We start from the raw sequence: 19,164 nt of genomic DNA, 5'->3' as shown, positions 1-19,164 counted from the left end.
GTTCACTTTGCGATTGACTTTGCGATTAACAGGGGCAAAATAAATTTTGCCGTACGGAAAAAAACTAAGGAGATACTATGTACTCATGGGATGAAGATACTTCAAAATGGTACGGGTCGGGAAAGTATGCGTATGCTCCCGCGGCAGCGCCCGCGCGCGCGGCATCGGCAGCAAGAGCCGCGGCTTCGGGTCCGCGCACGTATGAAAAGAAGGCGGGACCGAACGAGAAGATCATTGACCCCAAGCAGCATATTTCAACCGAGTCGAAGAATCCCGTCATCGTCGCGATTGATGTGACTGGCTCGATGGCTTCGTGGCCCTTTGAAATTTTCGACCGCCTGCCATTGATGTTCAACACGCTTTCGCAGTATCGCCCCGATGTGGCGATCTCGTTTGCGGCGATCGGCGATGCGAAAGTGGACCGCTGGCCCCTGCAAGTGACTCCGTTCGCCAGCGGATTCGACTTGGAGCAATTGCTCGGCTCGTTGTACGGCGAAGGCGGCGGAGGCGACGCGCCTGAGTCGTATGGACTGTTCGCGCGCTGGGTCAATACGCATGTGACGATTCCCTCGACTGACGATGTGCCTTTCTTGATCGTGTTCGGAGACATCAACATGCACGCCACCATGGACAGCAAACAAGTGGGTCACTATCTCGGCGACAGCGTGTGGGGCAATGTCGATTCGATCAACGAATGGAAACAGGTGACACAAAAATGGAACACGTGGTTCCTGCGCCGACCTGGCGGCAAGCGCGGCGACGTGGTGGACAAGCAATGGGGCGACGCCATCGGCGAGCAGAAAATTTTCCACATTGAAGACGAGCAACGCGCAGTGGATTACGCCATGGGCTTGATCGCGCGTTCGTGGGGCTACTTCGGCGACTTCCAAGATAACATGCGCGCGCGGCAGGACGAGTCGAAGGTGAAGCAGGTGAGCAAGCCCATCGAGATGATCTGTCCGCGTTGCGGCGCGCCCATCCCTGTGGATGCGGGCGGGATGTTCAAGTGTAAGTTCTGCGGGACGACGCTTAAGTTATAGTACGGCAAAATTCATTTTGCCCATCACAAATCGCAAAGTGAACTTTGCGGTACGAGACCAACATGCCCATCTCCGCCATCGTCACTGTTCCTCCCTACGCCGACTTCCTCGCCGACGTTGCGTCGCATCCCATCGTGAGCGGATTCCGACTCAATACGGTGATGCCGTTGCGCGAGAGTCAGCGCGAGGTGTTGGAGCGATTGAGCAAATTTCGTCAGCCGTTATGGGTGGATTTGAAGGGACGTCAACTGCGTGTGGTCGGCGCGGCGATTCCTCCGTATACCGAAGTGAAGTTGAGTCATCCCATCCAGGTGGAGACTCCTGTTGATGCGTATTTTTCGGACGGCAACGAGCGCGTCAAAGTGGTGGCGGTGGACGGCGACCGACTCATCCTTGCCGATGGTCTGCGAAGATTGATCGGACCTGGCGAGTCGGTGAACATCATCCATCCATCATTGAAAATCGAGGGGACGCTGACCGACACCGATAAAACATATCTCGCGGCGATGAAAGAGTTGGGGATGACGAAGGTGATGCTTTCGTATGTCGAATCTCCCGAAGATGTGGACGAAGTGAAAACTCTGTTGCCCAACGCGGAAGTGATCCTCAAGATCGAAACGCAACGCGGACTCGACTTCGCAAAGAAACACGGCTCGAAGCACGGACGTCTCATGGCGGCGCGCGGCGATCTGTATGTTGAAGTGCTTCGTCCGCATAAAGTGGCTGGCGCGGTGAAGACCATCATCAACGCGGACAAAGACGCCATCGTGGCGAGTCGCATTTTGGATTCGCTGGCGTATCAGCCCGTGCCAGTCAGCGCGGACATCGGCGACGTGGCGTTCTTGTTGGAGATCGGCTATCGCACGTTCATGCTCGGCGATCAGGTTTGTTTGCGCAGGGAGACGGTGTTGGAGGCGTTGAATTTGCTTGAGGAAATGGGGAAAGATTTTTAGAATAGGTTGGTGGTCGAGTAGTTCCGAGCGGCAGCGAGGAACGTATTGAGACCACAAGTACACGACCATAATTTCGCAACAAAAACTTCTTTACGACGTGGTGGTCTCGATACGCCTTTCGCAACGAACGCTCAGGGCTACTCGACCACCGAGGTATGTATGAAACTTGCAATCGCGCAAATCAATACAACGGTGGGAGATTTATCGGGCAATGTCGCGCGGATATTGGATGCGGCGCGTTCGGTTGCGAGTCAAAACCCCGATCTGATCGTCTTCCCCGAATTGACCGTGTGCGGATATCCTCCGCGCGATATTTTGTATGACGTGTCATTCGTCGAAGCGGTTCAAGCCGCGACGTTGGACCTGGCTCGCCAAGCGGAAGGTTTGCCCCCGCTGTTGGTGGGATCGTTCGCGCCCGCCGAGCAGAAGCTGTATCAACATCCGTCGTTGAACAACATCGCGTACTTGATGCACAATGGGGAAATGATAGTCGCGCAGGTCAAGCAGTTGCTCCCAGTCTATGACGTGTTCTACGAGCCGCGCTGGTTCATCGCAGGGACGAAGACTCTGCCGCCGATTGACATCGCGGGGAGGAAGGTCGGTGTGATGATCTGCGAGGATATGTGGGATGAGGAATATCCCATCCACCCTGGTGCGGACTTGAAAGCCATGGGCGCGGAGATGTTGGTCTGCATTTCGGCGTCGCCGTATCGGAGAGGAGGAGGAGAGGGGAGGCTTCGTCATGCAAAACGACAGGTTGAAACTCGTCCTTCGTCTGCGCTACGCTCCGCTCAGGACGACGAGATGCCGCTGGTGTTCGTCAATCTCGTTGGCGGGAATGATGAATTGATTTTTGATGGGGGGAGTTTTGTATTAGGAGGGGAGAAGTTGAGGATGTTTGAGGAGGACGTTAGAGTTATTGATCTAAACACAAAGGACACGAAGGGCACAAAGGAAGTTCAAGGGGAGGAAGAAGTTTTCAAGGCTTTGGTGTTGGGATTGCGCGACTTCGCAAACAAGAACGGACTCAACCATGTGTTCATCGGCTTGTCGGGCGGAATCGATTCGTCGGTTGCGGCGGTGATCGCGGTGGAGGCGTTGGGATGTGAGCGCGTGACGGGAGTCGCCATCCCTTCGAGATTCACGGATGCGAGGTCAACCGAGTCGGCGCGGGAGTTGGCGAGTCGGCTGGGGATTGGATTTGAAGTGGTCGAAATGGAGAAAATGCACAAGGCGGCGGAGCAGGCTGTAGGTCCAGAAAGAAGCGGGGGAGTCGCGGGTGAGAATATCCAGGCGCGGCTGAGGACGGTCGTCCTGATGAGTTTCGTCAACCAGCGCGGAGGATTCCTGATCAACACGTCAAATAAGACTGAACTCACGCTGGGATATTCCACGTTGTACGGCGATATGGCTGGCGCGATCAGCCCGCTCGGCGATCTGACGAAGATGGAGGTGTATGCGCTGGCAAGATGGATAAACGGAGCGCGGAATTCTACATCGTACTCGCAGAGTATTCCGCAATTTGTGATGGAGAGAAAGCCCTCGGCGGAGTTGAGGGAGAATCAGGTTGACCCGTTCGAGTATGAGAAAATTTCTCCCGAAGCCGAAGCGCTGGTGCGGAGCAACCAAAGCAACGCCGCCATGCGCGCTAGCGAACATAAACGCTGGCAGGCGTGCGTGATCTTGAAGGTGAGCGGGAAGTCGTTTGGGAGGGGGAGACTGATGCCGATTACGAGGAAGTAATTGGTTGATATAAACGCCCCTGGAATTCTACAAACAATTTGCGGATCGAATCAATCGTCCCTAGAATTTCCTTGGCGTCTTCGATGGCTTTGTATTTGAGCGTGAGCAGATGGGGGAGTTTTTCCTGATCAAGTTCTTCGACACCCGTCTCGATGTATTTGGATAACACAAATTCGACGAATTGTTTTTGCTCGTTGGTTAACGCGGCGAAGATTTTGCTTTGCGATTTTGCCACGCGCAATTCGCGGCTGATGGGCGGCTGTAAAAAGGAGATGTATTCAAGCACGTCGAGCAGGTCGCTGTTCTCGGCGTTGATCAGGGATTGCGCGATGGACAGTTCCTCTTTGCCGAAGCCCGCTTTTTCAAGTTCTTCGAGCAAAGTTTTGCGCGTGACAGGGTTTGACCAGATTTTGCGGAGTTCCTCTTCGCTTTGGAAGAAGGCGGGCAGAACGCCGTAGAGATTTTCGACAAATTGCTGGGCGGAGATAGGTCGCCCGTCCGCGCTGTAATACAACGTGGACGACATGTGTTCGATCTGGCGTTCTTTGCCGTCGCGCAGTTTGATTTTGAGTTTCACTTTCGGCTCATAACCTTCAGGCGGTTCTTTGGTTTTTCGCGGAGGTCGGTCAATCGGTGCTGGCGTCTCGACGGGTTCTTCGGGGTCGCCGTCCCATTCGGGATCGGCGAAGTGGTGATGCGCGTCCACGAAATCATAGATCGTGAAATATTCTTTGCCGTCGAAGAGACGCGTGCCGCGCCCGATGATCTGTTTGAATTCGATCATCGAGTTGATGGGGCGCATGAGGATGATGTTGCGGATGTTGCGCGCATCCACGCCTGTGGACAACTTTTGCGAGGTGGTGAGAATCGTTGGGATGGTGCGGTCGTTATCTTTGAACTGTTCAAGATACTGTTCGCCTAACGCGCCGTCGTTGGCGGTAACGCGGACGCAGTACATTGGGTCGGGATTTTTCTTGAATTGATTGATCAAATCGCGGACGGCGGCGGCGTGATCTTGTGTGGCGCAGAAGACGATGGCTTTTTCGTTCTGGTTGATCTCGGACATGAAACGCCGCACGCGGTCGGCTTCGCGCTCTTTGATCTCGATGATGCGGTTGAAATCGGATTCGGTGTAGCGCTTGCCCGCTTCCACTTCGCCTTCGATGACCGTGTCGTCTGATGTGTAAATATATTCGTCGAGCGTGGATTGCATACGGCGGACTTTGAACGGGGTGAGGAAGCCGTCGTTGATGCCCTCTTTGAGCGAGTAGACGTACACGGGTTCGCCGAAATATTTGTAGGTATCCACGTTGTCTTTGCGTTTGGGCGTGGCGGTGAGACCGAGTTGCACGGCGGGCGAAAAATATTCGAGAATGCCGCGCCAGTTCGATTCGTCGTTGGCGCCGCCGCGATGACATTCGTCTATAATGATGAAGTCGAAATAATCGGCGGGATACTCCCCAAAGTTCGGTGTGTCGTTCGGACCTGACATGAAAGTTTGAAAGATGGTGAAGAAGACACTGCCGTTGGTTGGGACGCGTCCTTGTTTGCGGATTTCATCAGGTTTGATTCGCACGAGCGCATCGTCGGGGAAGGCGGAGTAGCGGGTGAATTCGGAAAAAGCCTGGTCGGCGAGAATGTTTCGGTCAGCCAGAAACAGGACGCGGGGTCGGCGCGAAGCGTCTCGTTTTAAGTTCCAGCGCGTCTGGTAGAGTTTCCAAACGATGTGAAAGGCGATGGTCGTCTTGCCTGTTCCCGTCGCCAGCGTGAGGAGAATCCGATTTTTGTTTTCGGCGATGGCTTGCAGGGCGTTGTTGACGGCGATCTCCTGATAGTAGCGCGGAGGCTTCGTGCCGCTGATATCTTCAAAGGGGACGGGGTTGAAGCGTTCTTCCCATTCGTTGGGGGCGAAGGTTTGCTCCCAGAGTTCTTCGGGCGTGGGGAAGTTTTTGACGAGACCTTCCGCGCCTGTGAGCATGTTGATCTGATAAATTTCTACCCCGTTGGCGGCGTAGGTGAAGGCGATTTGAAGTTTTGCGGCGTACTCTTTGGCTTGACCGACTCCTTCGCCGACCGAATACTCGTTGCTCTTGGCTTCGACGACAGCGAGTTGCCGCCCTTTGTAAACCAGTATGTAATCGGTGATGAGCGGCTTGGCGCGTTTTCCGCCTGTTTGGATTTTTCCCGCCGTGATGTGACGTTCGCGCAAAATGCGCGAGTCATCCAGGACGCCCCAGCCTGCTTTGGCGAGTTGCGGGTCAATTAAATCGGCGCGGGTTTCGGCTTCGTTCATTTCCCTATTTTACCTTTTCATGTAAAAGACCTGCCAGGTCTTCACGCTACCTTGATCGTCAAGTCGTTTCGCGGTCAGGGAACCTTTCCCGTCAGACTCCTGTAAAAGACCTGCCAGGTCTCCACGCTACCTTGATCGTCAAGTCGTTTCGCGGTCAGAGAACCTTTCCCGTCAGACTCCTGATGAGACCTGTCAGGTCTGGGTAGGGGATGTAATAAGGACTGACAGGTCTCCGACGAACCTATTTCGGTAAAATCCATTCCCATTCATAGATGTTCAGTCGTCAGACTCAATTATAAAACCCGTCAGGTCTGCGTCTGTTAATGGTTGAATCTCCCGATGGACACGTATAAAATCTTCGCGCCCGCCGAACAGTTGAAGAACTTTCTCGCGTTGCAGGCGGGTGGGATTGTTGGAGATCATGTCGTGATAGGATGAATAATTCCAATCTCGAAAGTCAGTGACGAATTGATGCTTTTGTGGATTCTGGTGAATATAAACAATGAGCCGCATCAAATAGGATTCGGTATCCACAGGGATTCTTTTGAAGGGACGTTCAAAGAGGGCTCCTGTTCTTTGAGTAGCGATGTTGACCCCGCGCGCATAGGCGTTGAAGAAGTTGGAGAAATATTGGCTGGGGTCTTTTAATTTTGAGTGTTTGAGACCTGTCGGGTTTTCGGGGAAGTTTGACGGGGTTGCGCCTTTGTCCGCGCTTAGGTTATGGTTGACCAAACCGCCTGTGAAACCTGACAGGTCTAGAGATAGGTCTGGATGTAGGTCTTCTCGGTTCTTTATAAACACCGTTGCATGGAAATGATTCCCTAGCAGACCGTAAGCCCAGGTCTCCGCGATGGGGCTGATGTGCTTCCACCATAGTTCCATGAAGTAGGCATAATTTCTTTCTTGAATGAAGATGTTTTCGCCGTTATTACCGCGATTGTAGATATGAAAGAAAGTTCCGTAGGTGAGGGGAGGAATGTCGGTGGGCATGGTTGGATTATAAGACCTGATGTTAAGACCTGACAGGTTTCCACAGCGCCTTAATCAACCGAGTGCCTTCGCGTTCGGAGAAGTCTAATCGTCAGACTCCTCGATGAAACCTGTCAGGTCTGATCTACAACTCTCCCTCAAACGCCTCCCTCAACACACTCTTCCTCAATTCCTCCACATCCTCAATTTTTTGACGATACACTTCCTCCAGCCGACGCGATTCTTCTCGTAAAGACCTGACAGGTTTCCACAGCGCCTTAATCAACCGAGTGCCTTCGCGTTCGGAGAAGTCTAATCGTCAGACTCCTCGATGAAACCTGTCAGGTCTGATCTACAACTCTCCCTCAAACGCCTCCCTCAACACACTCTTCCTCAATTCTTCCACATCCTCCATTTTTTGACGATACACTTCCTCCAGCCGACGCGATTCTTTCGCCAGCCCCTCCAGCCGCTGGACGATGGCGCGTTGCTCGCCGAGTGATTTGGGAAATCTAACAGTAAGGTTTTCCCATTTACTTTTATTGATGATAGGTAGCGTTGCCTGTGCGGAATTTTTTATTACGCTGTTGTAGAAATTCTTGCTCCGCATTGCATAATAAAAGAACTTTGTAGAATACCCTTTACCAGCAGTGAGCGTATTTATTTGCTGGTTACAAGACACATTCCTATCAGCAAATCCAACTTTACCAATGCTTGCCCCAATACATACCATCAACACAGAATTCTCGGGCATCAGCCTGCCTTTTTGCAAGCCCGTTTTACTAAGCCCCTCGTTGTCGTATCGAATTTCACCATCTCCATTAATATCTATATCTGCAGGTTTGATAAATGGAATAAAGTCCCCATAATTTTTCTTTTCAGATGTTTTTGGCGTAGTTCCAGTTTGAGTCTCTCCAATTTCAAATAACCTTTTTTCTTCCCAATCCCTCCCATTCCCAAAAATGACATTCAACTCCGCCTCAAACACCTCCCGCGCGTTGACCAGATTCCGCGCCGCATTCGCGCCGACTTGCGCCAGCGCCGCGAACGTCTCATCCAGCAGGCTCACGATCCGCTTTTGTTCGGGCAGGGGAGGGAGGGGGATTTCAACTTCTGCTAACTTACTGCGGCTGATTCGTTTTCTTGTTGTGCCAGTTGTTTCATGGTCAATATCATTGAGATATTGAACGGATTGAGAATAGTAATTGAAAAATTCTGGAATAATTTTATTCTTGTCGAAGCGAACGATTGTACAATCTACGGCTGTAATCATTCTTTCGCCAGTGTCGGGCAAAATACATGTTCTTCCAACAGGATCAGGTAATCTTGAAATTAAACAATCACCCTCAAATATTTCTGTGCAACGCAATCTCTTGAAAGTTTCAACAGAAATGTAGCGAGCTTTTTCACCTCTGTCCTTGAAAACCCCATTTCCAACATTGCCAGTTTGAATTAGGCGGATTCCTTTTGGTGATTGGTCTTTACTTTCAATCCAATCACCGTCAGCAAATACTTCACAAACGTCGCCTAGCCTTTCCACTTTCCAACCTTCCAACCTTGAACCTTCAACCTTCGACCTGAAACCTGAAACCTGATCCCTCTTCATAACATCTTCTCGATGGATTTCAAAATCTTCGCGCTCTCTTCATCCAGCATCTTCATCTCATCCAAAATGACCGCAGGCGCGCGCAAAACGGTTTCATCTTTTCGATGCGGATTTTTTACCGAAAGGTCGGCATCGGCAAGCTCAGCCACCTTTCGCGCATCCACATTCCAACTATTTGGCGTTTCAGGACCTTCCGCTAAAACTCCGTTTGCTGAGGTTGTGGTTGCTGAGGTTGCGGTTGCTGAGGTTCTCGAAGCAGAAAGTTTCACAAACTCCGCCAGATCATTTTCGTTCAACGGGTTGGTCTTGCCCAAATTCCGATCCAAATTCAACTGGTAATACCAAATCTTCTTGGTAGCAGAACCCTTATCAAAAAACAAAACCACCGTCTTCACGCCCGCGCCTGTAAACACGCCGCCTGGCAGATCCAACACCGTATGCAGATTGCACGTCTCCAGCAACTGCTTGCGCAAACTCACCGAAGCGTTATCGGTATTCGACAAAAACGTATTCTTGATGACGATGCCCGCGCGCCCGCCCGCCTTCAAACTCTTGATGAAGTGTTGCAAAAACAAAAACGCCGTCTCGCCCGTCTTGATGGGGAAGTTGTTCTGCACCTCGGCGCGTTCCCTGCCGCCGAAGGGCGGGTTCGCCAACACCACGTTGTAACGATCCTTCTCCTGAATATCGCGGATGTCCTCCGCCAGCGTGTTGGTGTGCAGGATGTTCGGCGCCTCGATGCCATGCAGGATCATATTCATAATGCCGATGATGTACGCCAGCGACTTCTTCTCCTTGCCGAAAAAAGTTTTCTCCTGAAGGATTCTCGCTTCTTTCGTCCCCATAGCTGGTTCTGTTTCTTTGAGGTACTCAAACGCCTCGACCAAAAACCCCGCCGAGCCAACCGCGCCATCGTAGATCGTCTCGCCGATCTTGGGCTTCACCACCTTGACGATGGATCGAATCAACGCGCGCGGCGTGTAATACTCGCCGCCGTTCCTGCCCGCGTTGCCCATGTTCTTGATCTTATCCTCGTACAATGCGCTCATCTCATGCTTTTCCTTCGACGAACGGAAGCGCAATTCATCCACGAGATTGATCACCTCGCGCAAGTTAAATCCGCTTTGCAGTTTGTTCTTCAACTCGCTGAAAATTTCCCCGATCTTATACTCGATCGTATTCGCGTCCTCGTTCTTGAACTTTTTCAAATACGGAAACAACTGACTATTCACAAACTCGATCAAATCATCGCCCGTCATCGCTTTGTGATGATCGATTCTCGCTCTGAGCGGAGACTGAGCGTCAGCATCAGTCGCAGACGAAGAGCCTCCATTGCTCAACTTTGGAGCCGCCCACACATCCCACTTGAACTTCTTCTCGACAATCGGCGTATACTTCTTGCCTGCCAACTCCGCCGCATCCGCGCGATCCTTTTCCAGATCGTCCAAATACTTCAGGAACAGAATCCACGAAGTCTGCTCCACATAATCCAACTCGCTGGAACAACCCGCATCCTTCCACAATTTATCGTCAATGTTTTTGAAAGTTTGCTCGAACAAGATTATCTCCTCGATGAGACCTGACAGGTTTTCACAGAACCTAGACGGGGCTGATCCATTTCCATTCGGAGAACTCTGGTCGTCAGACTCCACGATAAAACCTGTCAGGTCTAAGATTTCACCTCCGAATTTTACCAGTCCACGCAAACAAGATAAAACGTAGGTCACGTTTTTAACGTGACAGTTTGTGTTGAACAAAAGTCACGCTACAAGCGTGACCTACGGGGCTACAGGACTACAGAACAGGGGAGGGGACGCAAAGGATGAAGTTAACGCCGAAGAAAGAAGAATCAACTCGCGGCTGGGAGTGAAGCGTTTCCCTGCGACGCGAATTAGCGTCCATCGTCTGTGGTCTATCGTCAAAGAGTGGGGGAGACTCACTCATCCGAAAATCCCAGCCTCCACAAAGTTTCCCATTATGCTTTCGATAAGTATTATTATCGAAAGCATTGACAATCTACGGTAAATTCGTATAATGACCGCCATGATCGACACCGAAACAAAACTGTTGACGATTACGCAGGCAATGAGCGGTTATCTGCGCATGGTCGAACGCGCAAGGAGCAAGGCGACCATGCTTTCGTATAAGAACGCCTTGCGCGTTTTTTCGGAGATGCTTGAGGGTAAATCTCTCGAGCCTGAAACCACCCCCATTTCAAAACTCAACGAGGATCACTTCGCAAAATTTGTCGAATACCTCACTACCTATGCCACCGCCACCGAACAACTGTATCTGCAGGCTGTGAAAGGCTTCTATCTGTACCTTGATTCGGAGCGGCTGGCGGACGTCAATCAATCGCGGCTGACCGTCCTTTTACGACAACGCGCGCGTCGTGCTGGCAAGCGCGCCCCACAATATCAATTAAACGAAATTGACAGCCTATTGGAGAAGGTCAAAGACATTCCGAATCTGCTCACTGCGCCCTCTCAAAATGAAGGTGAAGCGAATGCAAAACTACGCGCATATCGTGACCGCGCGTTTTTATTCACTCTTGCAGAGACTGGTTTTCGCGTCCATGAAGCGTGCAACCTGCGGCGCGGCGACATTGATTGGAATGAAGGACGCGCGATCATCATCGGGAAAGGCAACAAGCAGGCTGTTGTTCGTTTTACATCGCATACGCTCCAAGTCCTCAAGGAATATCTGTCGCAACGCGCCGAGCTGGATGGGAATTCAGGCAAGCAATTGAGTTCCCTGCCCCTCTTTGCGCGTCACGATAAAGGCGCTGGCAAAAAGGTCAAGCCAATGACGACCACGACGGGACGAAATATCGTCAAGGAACGCGTGAAGCAATTTCTGGGAAAAGATCTGGTCGGTAAGATCACGCCGCATACCTTTCGTCATTATTTCGTCACGTCCACATTACGCGCTACGGGCAATCTTGCCATCGCGCAAAGACTCGCGCGGCATGAAAACATTCAAGTCACAGACCGATACACACAATTGACGGACGATGAATTGGACAAGGCATATTACGAAGCATTTGAAAAAGACTCAAAATGGAGTCGAAAATGATCGAGTTGACTTTTCAGAATTTCCACGAGCAAAAGTATGATGATGCGGGTTATTGCTTATATATCGTGAAGAACGGACTAGGCGATGTCTTGTACATCGGCATATCGGAGGCAGATGTTTGGACTCGCTGGTTTGGCTGGGGCGGTCACATGACGTGGGACGGTGATGTCGTGTACGGAGAATCGCCCATTGGAGTAAAAATTGAAAACCACCTGCCCGACTCGTTAAGTTGGAATATTCAATTATGGACATTGGAAGATTGTATGGAATTCCTTGGGGACTTTATCCCGCCTCATGTTAATCGAACCATTCAAGACATCGAACCACTCATGATTAAGAGGCTGTCCCCAGCGCTGAACAGAACTTACAACTACACTCCAGGCAAAGATACGACGCCACAGAGTGACAAGGAAAAGAAGTGGGAGAATTATGTGAACAAATCCTATGATGAAATTTTCAACAAGAAGAAATAGTTCCCCTGCCCCGCTTGAAGAACACGCTGAGGATTCCGATTCTGTCGCTCGCAAACGATAAGAGAGAGATTGCGTCATCGATTCTCGCAACGACATCTCCTCGTCGCTTATAATCACAGCCTCCCACGGAGGACTTGTGACTTTCATCCGCAACGCAATCGCCCACTACAACGACCGCGAATATTTTACCGAGATGCGCAAGATCGCCATCCCCATCATCATCCAGCAATTGATGTTTGCGGGGTTGAACATGCTGGGCGTAATTCTCGTTGGGCAAAAGGGCGAGACCTCCGTCGCGGCGGTGGGACTGGCGGGGCAAGTGGCGTTTCTCTTGCAACTCGTCCATTTTGGGATCATCAGCGGCGCGGCGATGTTCACCGCGCAGTTCTGGGGACGGCAGGATGTTCCGAATCTACGCCGCGTGCTGGGATTATGCTTGATGCTCGCACTATCAGCGAGTCTCGTCTTTCTGTCGCTCGCGCAATTCCTCCCCGAACAGATCCTTCGCATCTACTCCAAAGACAGCGAAGTGATTCGCCTCGGCACAAATTACATCCGCACCTTCTCGTGGACGTTTCTCTTCACCGCGATCACGTTCAGTTACGCCTTCGTCATGCGCTCCACGGGCGATGTGAAAACGCCGACAAGCGTCAGTGTCGGCGCGTTGATCCTCAGCACGTTCCTCTCGTACTCATTGATCTTCGGAAAATTCGGCTTCCCCGAAGTCGGCATTCAAGGCGCGGCAATCGCCGCCGTCATCGCGCGCGGACTCGAATGTGTCACGCTCATCACCATCACGTATGCGAAGAAATCGCCCGTCGCCGCGTCCCTGCGACAACTCACAGACTTCGACCGCGTCTTCTTCGGTAAAGTGATTCGACCCATGTTGCCTGTGATGTTGAACGAACTCTTTTGGGCGCTGGGCATCACCACCTACAACGTCATCTACGGTCGCATGGGAACTGAATCGTTCGCCGCGATGAGCATCGTCGGCACGATCGAGCAACTGGCTTTTGTGTTCTTCATCGGAATTTCAAACGCCACGTCGGTTCTCGTTGGCAACCGCATCGGCGCGGGGAAAGAAAACGAAGCGCACACCTACGCGGGTCGCTCGCTGGGACTCGCCGCGCTGGGCGGTCTCGTCATGGGCATCATCGTCCAACTCGTGAAAACGCCTGTGCTGTCGTTGTACAACGTCTCGCCTGAGGTTCTTCAAAACGTAAGCGCCGTCCTCAACGTGGTCACCTTCTTCGTGTGGATTCGCGTGAGCAACATGACCATCGTCGTCGGCATCCTGCGCGCGGGCGGCGACACGCGCTTCTCGCTCTTCCTCGACGGCATCATCATCTGGATCGTCGGCGTGCCGATGGCGTACCTCGGCGCGAACGTCTGGGAACTCCCCGTCTATTTTGTCTATCTCTGCGTGATGTCGGAAGAACTGACCAAATACGTCCTTGGTCTCAACCGCTATTTTTCCCGCAAATGGATTCACAACCTCGCCGCGCAGGTTGAGGGAGTTTAAAGGTGACAGTCACTTTAAAAGTGACTGTCACCTAAATTACTTCCGCATGTTTCAAAACATATTCATCATAAGCCGACATCAACATCCTCGTCACCTTTCCTGGACTCCCCTGCCCCACTATCACATCGTCAATATGGATGACTGGCACAATGCCGCGCGAACTGGATGTGATGAACGCTTCTTTCACACGGGACAGCTGGTCCAGCCTCAGCGAGCGGAATCTCACCCCCAGCCCCCTCCCCCGCGCCGCGCGGATGACCATCGTCCGCGTGACGCCGAGGAGGATGCCGCGTTGGGCGGTGTAAATTATTCCGCGCTGAGCGGAGGGACTGATGCTTGTCAGTCCCGCAGTCGAAGCGTCCTTCGACTGCACTCGTCGCAACAAACGCTCCTCGTTCCGCTCAGGACGGAAGATGTAGAAAAAATTACTCGTCATCCCCTCCAATATCCTTCCATTCTTCACCAACAGCGCCTCGAAGATTCCCTCTTGTGCAATGTGTTTCCGTTCCCCGTCGCTGGCGGAGATGAACGCCGTTGACTTTGTGCGCGGATCGTTACGATGAAGCGTCGTCGTTTCGACTCGTACACCTTTCTCGTAGACTTCACGCGGCAGAAGTTTGAGCGGCTCGATGGAGATGTAAAACTCTCCGCGCTTCGTCTCCATCACGCGGACGCGCGCTTCGTCCGCACGATAAGGTCGAAGCAACTGAGTCAGGCAACCCCGTAGAAATGAAGCGTCTGCATGTGGGAGTCGCTTCAAATGGGCGGAGAGTCCGATGACGCGCGTGCACGAGTCGAACGTGCGGAATGTCGAATAGTAGCCGTCGGGCAATTGCCGCGTCGCCGCGTCGAGCGAGGAGTTGTCGTCGAAGCGGAGTTCATCCAGTTTTGTTTTGGTGATCTTCCATGTGCGGGTCATATCGCATCCATGTCATTGCGAGCGAAGCGAAGCAACCCTCTCGATACAGGAGATTGCTTCGTCGCAAAGAACAAGAGCGCTCCTCGCAACGACATTTTTATTATAAGCCTTGACACTTTTCGCGTGCGAGGTGTAAACTCGCCGTACGTCAAACTTAAGTTTGACACACAAATCTCAAGAAAGGAGCGCGCACGAATGTCCACGTTGATCAGCATGACCCCCTTTGTTCCAGTTGACACTGGATTCGTACCTTCTCGTAGTGCGCCTCGTGACCGTTAGGTCAGACCTCCCTGTCGTTTCAGGCTGTGGCGTACTCGTCACAGCCTTTTTGTTTAATTTTGCTTTGTGTAGGAGGCGTTCTCTAACGCCGATGGCGCAAGAGAGCGCCATCTACACAATAATTGGAGAATGCAATGACTACAATCGAACCCGCAATTACCTTCGACTTCCGCAACACCGTGCATGAAAACCGCCTCAAGGGGCTTTGGCGCATGATGGTGGATTACCGCATGCCGTATCTCGGCGCGACCGCCGCGCTTGCAATCTCGGCGTTGTCGAAAACGTACACGTACATTTTGCTCCGCTATTTTGCCGACGATGTATTGACCCAACAGAATTTCATCGGCGGAAGCCTCATCACGACTTCGCTTTGGATCGCGGGCGGATTCGTCGCGCTCGCGCTGGTGGAAGGAAGCGCCTCGTTCATTTCGGGACGTTTAGCCGCCTACACCGCCGAAGGAATCACGCGCCGCCTGAGGGACTTCCTCTTCGATCACATCCAGCGATTGAGTTTTTCGTATCACGCCACCACGCCGACAGGCGACCTGATCGAACGCGTCACCTCAGACGTGGACGCGCTGCGCCGCTTCTTCAGCGAGCAAGGCATCGGCGTGGGACGGATCGTCTTGCTGTTCGTGATCAACTTCATCGCGATTCTGAATCTCAACGTGAAGTTGGGATTGGTCTCAGTGGTGGTGATTCCGTTCATCCTGCTCGTCTCGCTGTGGTTCTTCAAGCGGGTGACAAAAGCCTACGAAGAATATCAAGCGCAAGAGGCGATCCTCTCCACCACCCTGCAAGAGAATCTAACGGGCGTGCGCGTGGTCAAAGCGTTTGCGCGGCAGGAGTATGAAAAATCAAAATTCGAGAAGGACAACTGGGGCAAGTTCTTGAAGGGCAAAATTTTGCTGTTCATGCACTCGATGTTCTGGCCCCTCTCGGATATCGTGCTTGGATTTCAAATGCTGTTCGGGTTCATCTACGCCGCCAACATGGCGATCCGCGGAGAGATCACCGTCGGCATGTACATCGCGTATGTCGGCTTGGTCGTGTGGCTGATCTGGCCCATCCGCAACTTGGGGCGCATCATCGTCTCAGCCTCAACGGGACTTGTCTCGTACGGTCGCCTCATGGATGTGGTGAAGCAGACGCGCGAACCGCTCCACGATGGGGCGTACCAGCCCGAAGGTCCAGTAAGAGGCGATCTTGTCTTCGAGAATGTCTCATTCATGTACTCGGATGGAAAATCCAACGCGCTGAAAGATATTTCCTTCCACGTGAAGCCTGGGCAGGCGGTGGCGTTGCTTGGGTCAACGGGATCGGGCAAAACGTCGCTGGTGAATCTGCTCCCCCGCTTCCACGAATACACGGGCGGACGAATCCTGCTCGATGGCGTGGAGTTGAAAGATTACTCGCGCTCGTTCTTGCGGAGGCAGATCGGCATCGTGGAGCAGGAGCCGTTCCTGTTCAGCCGTTCGATCCGCGAGAACATCACGTACGGAGTTGGGCGCGACGTTTCAGATGAGGAAGTGGAACGCGCCGCGAAAGCCGCCGCGATCCATGATGTGATTATGACGTTCCCCGATGGCTACAAAACCATCGTCGGTGAGAAAGGCGTGACCCTCTCTGGCGGACAAAAGCAACGCACGACCATCGCGCGCACGCTGTTGAAGAATCCGCGCATTTTGATTTTGGACGACTCGACCTCCAGCGTGGACCCCGAGACCGAAGCGGAGATCCGCGGCGCATTGAACGGGCTGATGCAGAACCGCACCACGTTCATCATCGCACACCGCATTCAATCTGTGATGGTCGCCGACTTGATCCTTGTGTTGGATAAAGGTGAGGTGATTCAGATGGGAACGCATGAGGAGTTGCTTTCTCAGCAAGATGGAATGTATCGGAGAATCTACGATATCCAAACAAGGATAGATGAAGAATTGGAATTAGAAATTTCTCGAATCAACTAAATCTCGCTGGTTGAGTAGACCTGAGCGTTCGTTGCGAAGGTCGTATCGAAACCAGCAGGCAACATGTAAGCAGATGATCACATGAAAACAAGAGGTGTGGTCTCGATACGGCGGCGCTTCGACTGCGTGGCGCGAACATCACGCGCCACTCCGCTCAGCGCGGAAGGCGCGTACATGACCACCAGATGTAACGGAGAAATATCATGAGCGAAGAATTAATTGAAATTGAAGAAGAAGAATTCACATCACAGCTCACCATGCCCGTGTTCAAGCGGATTGCGAGTCTGCTTCGCCCGCATTGGAAATGGGTGGTCGGGTTTTTTATCACCATCGCGGCGACGTCCTCGACGGATGCGTACTTCACATACCTGAACAAGGAGATCGTGGATACGGGTATCCGCTTGGAGAATACCGCCGCATTGACGCGCATCGCGTGGATCTACGGCTCGATCATTTTGTTTCAGGCGTGCACGGTGTTCACGTTCATCTACCTCGCGGGCGTGATGGGCGAACGCGTGCAATACGACTTACGCCGAATGCTGTTCAATCATTTGCAGCAACTGTCGCTTTCGTATTACTCGCAGAACTCGGTGGGACGCCTCATCGCGCGCGTCACATCGGACACGGGGCGCGTCTCGGACCTCGTCAGTTGGGGCATCGTGGATTCGACGTGGGCGGTGATGAACATCGTCACATCGCTGATCTTCATGGCGATCATCAACTGGAAACTGGCGTTGATCGTGTTCACCATCATCCCGTTGATGATCTTCATCGCGATCAAGTTCCGTCAGTTCATTTTGGTGGAGTATCGCGTGTCGCGGCGCACGAACTCGAAGATCACGGGCGCGTTCAACGAAAACTTTCAAGGCGTGCGCGTGGTGAAGGCTCTCTTGCGCGAAGACGAGAACACGAAAGAATTTCAAGAGTTGACCACGACGATGTACCGATCGTCGTATCGGGCCGCGTGGCTCTCAGCGCTCTTCCTCCCCACCGTGCAGATCATCGCCGCGCTCGCGCTGGGACTCATCGTCGGCTACGGCGGACAACAGATCACCGTCGGCGCGATGACCATCGGCGGGATTCAAGCCTTCGTGTCGTATCTCACGTTCATGATGTGGCCCGTGCAGGACTTGGCGCGCGTCTACGCGGAGATGCAGCACTCCATCGCCTCGGCGGAGAGAATCTTCAAGTTGATAGATACCCCGCCCGAAGTCCACGATAGAAGCGACGCGGTCGAGGCGCAAACGCTGATGGGCGAGATCGAATTCGAGGGCGTGGATTTCTTCTACGAAGAACGCAAGCCCGTCCTCACCGACTTCTCGCTGAAGGTGAGAGCGGGCGAGATGATCGCGCTCGTCGGTCCGACGGGCGGAGGAAAGTCCACGATCGTGAATCTGCTGTGCCGCTTCTACGAGCCGCGCAAAGGGACGATCCGCATCAACGGGCGGGATTACATGGATTACACGCTCGCTTCGATCCACAGCCGCATCGGGATCGTGTTGCAGACGCCGCATCTCTTCTCGGGCAGTGTGCGCGACAACATCTGCTATGGACGATTGAACGCGACCGATGAAGAAGTGACCGACGCCGCGAAAATTGCGGGCGCGCATGATTTCATCGTGACGTTAGAAAAAGGCTACGACCACAACGTGGGCGAAGGCGGCAATTTGCTCTCCGTTGGGCAGAAACAGTTGATCAGTCTGGCGCGAGCCGTGCTTGCCCGCCCCGAACTCTTCATCATGGACGAAGCCACCTCCAGCGTGGATACGCTCACCGAGGCGTTGATCCAGCGCGGCATGGAAGCGTTGATGCGCGGACGCACGTCGTTCGTCATCGCGCACCGCCTCTCGACCATCCGCAAGGCGAATCGAATCGTGGTGATCGAAAATGGAAAAATCGCCGAGCAAGGCTCGCACGCTGATTTGCTCAAACAGCGCGGACATTATTACCGCCTGTACACGCAACAGTTCAGGCACGAGTTGGAGGAGCAGTATGGGTTTACGGAGGCTGTCGGGGCGCAAATCTCCGAGGTCTCTCAGACCTCGGAGATTTCGGGGGAGGCGATGGCGGCGGATTAAGACCCAATCCCCACCGCCCTATCGGGCACCTCCCCCAAATCCGACGAACCCCAGTCGGATTTGGGGGAGGCTGGGAGGGGGGTCGAAAGGAGACCACCATGAGTCACAACCGCGATAAAGGCAGTAAAGAACAAAAGAAGAAAGCCAAGCGCAATATCAAGGAGAAACGCAAGTTGAAGAAGGAGAAGAAGCAGAAGAGTCCGTTTGGTGTTGGCTAATGGGTTCGTTCAAAATAGGATTCCCG

General features: G+C 52.9%; 13 protein-coding genes. 8 read left to right on the top strand and 5 right to left on the bottom strand.

What is annotated here, in order from left to right; genetic code table 11:
* The first annotated feature begins 77 nt into the window (after positions 1–77).
* The 3 genes from IPM31_19650 to nadE all read left to right on the top strand — a co-directional run bounded on the left by IPM31_19650 (position 78) and on the right by nadE (position 3,736).
* Positions 78–1,040 (top strand): hypothetical protein, encoded by a 963-nt coding sequence (locus tag IPM31_19650; protein ID MBK9009188.1) that lies wholly within the window; start codon positions 78–80, stop codon positions 1,038–1,040.
* A 62-nt stretch (positions 1,041–1,102) separates the two neighbouring features.
* On the top strand, positions 1,103–1,993 hold the full coding sequence (locus IPM31_19645; GenBank protein MBK9009187.1) for a hypothetical protein: 891 nt from the start codon (positions 1,103–1,105) through the stop codon (positions 1,991–1,993).
* Positions 1,994–2,152: 159 nt separating this feature from the next.
* Complete coding sequence (nadE, locus tag IPM31_19640; protein MBK9009186.1) at positions 2,153–3,736, top strand: NAD(+) synthase; 1,584 nt, start codon at positions 2,153–2,155, stop codon at positions 3,734–3,736.
* Here nadE and IPM31_19635 read toward each other — a convergent pair.
* From IPM31_19635 to IPM31_19620, 4 genes are all read right to left on the bottom strand, one after another.
* On the bottom strand, positions 3,723–6,029 hold the full coding sequence (locus IPM31_19635; protein MBK9009185.1) for a DEAD/DEAH box helicase family protein: 2,307 nt from the start codon (positions 6,027–6,029) through the stop codon (positions 3,723–3,725). The genes nadE and IPM31_19635 overlap by 14 nt on opposite strands.
* A 276-nt stretch (positions 6,030–6,305) precedes the next feature.
* Positions 6,306–7,019: a hypothetical protein gene (locus tag IPM31_19630; protein MBK9009184.1), complete on the bottom strand. Its 714-nt coding sequence runs from the start codon at positions 7,017–7,019 to the stop codon at positions 6,306–6,308.
* A gap of 331 nt (positions 7,020–7,350) precedes the next feature.
* Entirely contained in the window at positions 7,351–8,604 is a 1,254-nt protein-coding gene (locus IPM31_19625; GenBank protein ID MBK9009183.1) for a restriction endonuclease subunit S, read from the bottom strand.
* Entirely contained in the window at positions 8,601–10,163 is a 1,563-nt protein-coding gene (locus IPM31_19620) for an N-6 DNA methylase (GenBank protein MBK9009182.1), read from the bottom strand. The genes IPM31_19625 and IPM31_19620 overlap by 4 nt, the downstream gene beginning before the upstream one ends.
* A 484-nt stretch (positions 10,164–10,647) precedes the next feature.
* On the opposite strand from IPM31_19620, the gene IPM31_19615 reads away from it, so the two are divergent.
* The 3 genes from IPM31_19615 to IPM31_19605 all read left to right on the top strand — a co-directional run bounded on the left by IPM31_19615 (position 10,648) and on the right by IPM31_19605 (position 13,674).
* Positions 10,648–11,679, top strand: coding sequence for a tyrosine-type recombinase/integrase (locus IPM31_19615; protein MBK9009181.1), 1,032 nt, complete (start codon positions 10,648–10,650; stop codon positions 11,677–11,679).
* Positions 11,676–12,152: a hypothetical protein gene (locus tag IPM31_19610; protein MBK9009180.1), complete on the top strand. Its 477-nt coding sequence runs from the start codon at positions 11,676–11,678 to the stop codon at positions 12,150–12,152. The genes IPM31_19615 and IPM31_19610 overlap by 4 nt, the downstream gene beginning before the upstream one ends.
* A 136-nt stretch (positions 12,153–12,288) precedes the next feature.
* On the top strand, positions 12,289–13,674 hold the full coding sequence (locus tag IPM31_19605; protein ID MBK9009179.1) for an MATE family efflux transporter: 1,386 nt from the start codon (positions 12,289–12,291) through the stop codon (positions 13,672–13,674).
* 31 nt (positions 13,675–13,705) lie between these two features.
* On the opposite strand, the gene IPM31_19600 is transcribed toward IPM31_19605, so the two are convergent.
* Positions 13,706–14,593, bottom strand: a complete 888-nt coding sequence (locus IPM31_19600; protein MBK9009178.1) for an aminotransferase class IV — start codon at positions 14,591–14,593, stop codon at positions 13,706–13,708.
* A gap of 413 nt (positions 14,594–15,006) precedes the next feature.
* Here IPM31_19600 and IPM31_19595 point away from each other — a divergent pair, with 413 nt between their 5' ends.
* Positions 15,007–16,842, top strand: a complete 1,836-nt coding sequence (locus tag IPM31_19595; GenBank protein MBK9009177.1) for an ABC transporter ATP-binding protein — start codon at positions 15,007–15,009, stop codon at positions 16,840–16,842.
* Between the two features lie 203 nt (positions 16,843–17,045).
* A complete protein-coding gene (locus IPM31_19590) occupies positions 17,046–18,920 on the top strand; it encodes an ABC transporter ATP-binding protein (GenBank protein ID MBK9009176.1) in 1,875 nt (624 codons plus the stop codon).
* The last annotated feature ends 244 nt before the right edge of the window (positions 18,921–19,164 follow it).

The organism is Candidatus Defluviilinea gracilis (assembly GCA_016716235.1).
In the GTDB taxonomy this organism is placed as follows: domain Bacteria; phylum Chloroflexota; class Anaerolineae; order Anaerolineales; family Villigracilaceae; genus Defluviilinea; species Defluviilinea gracilis.
This window is presented reverse-complemented; position numbering and strand designations above follow the sequence as displayed.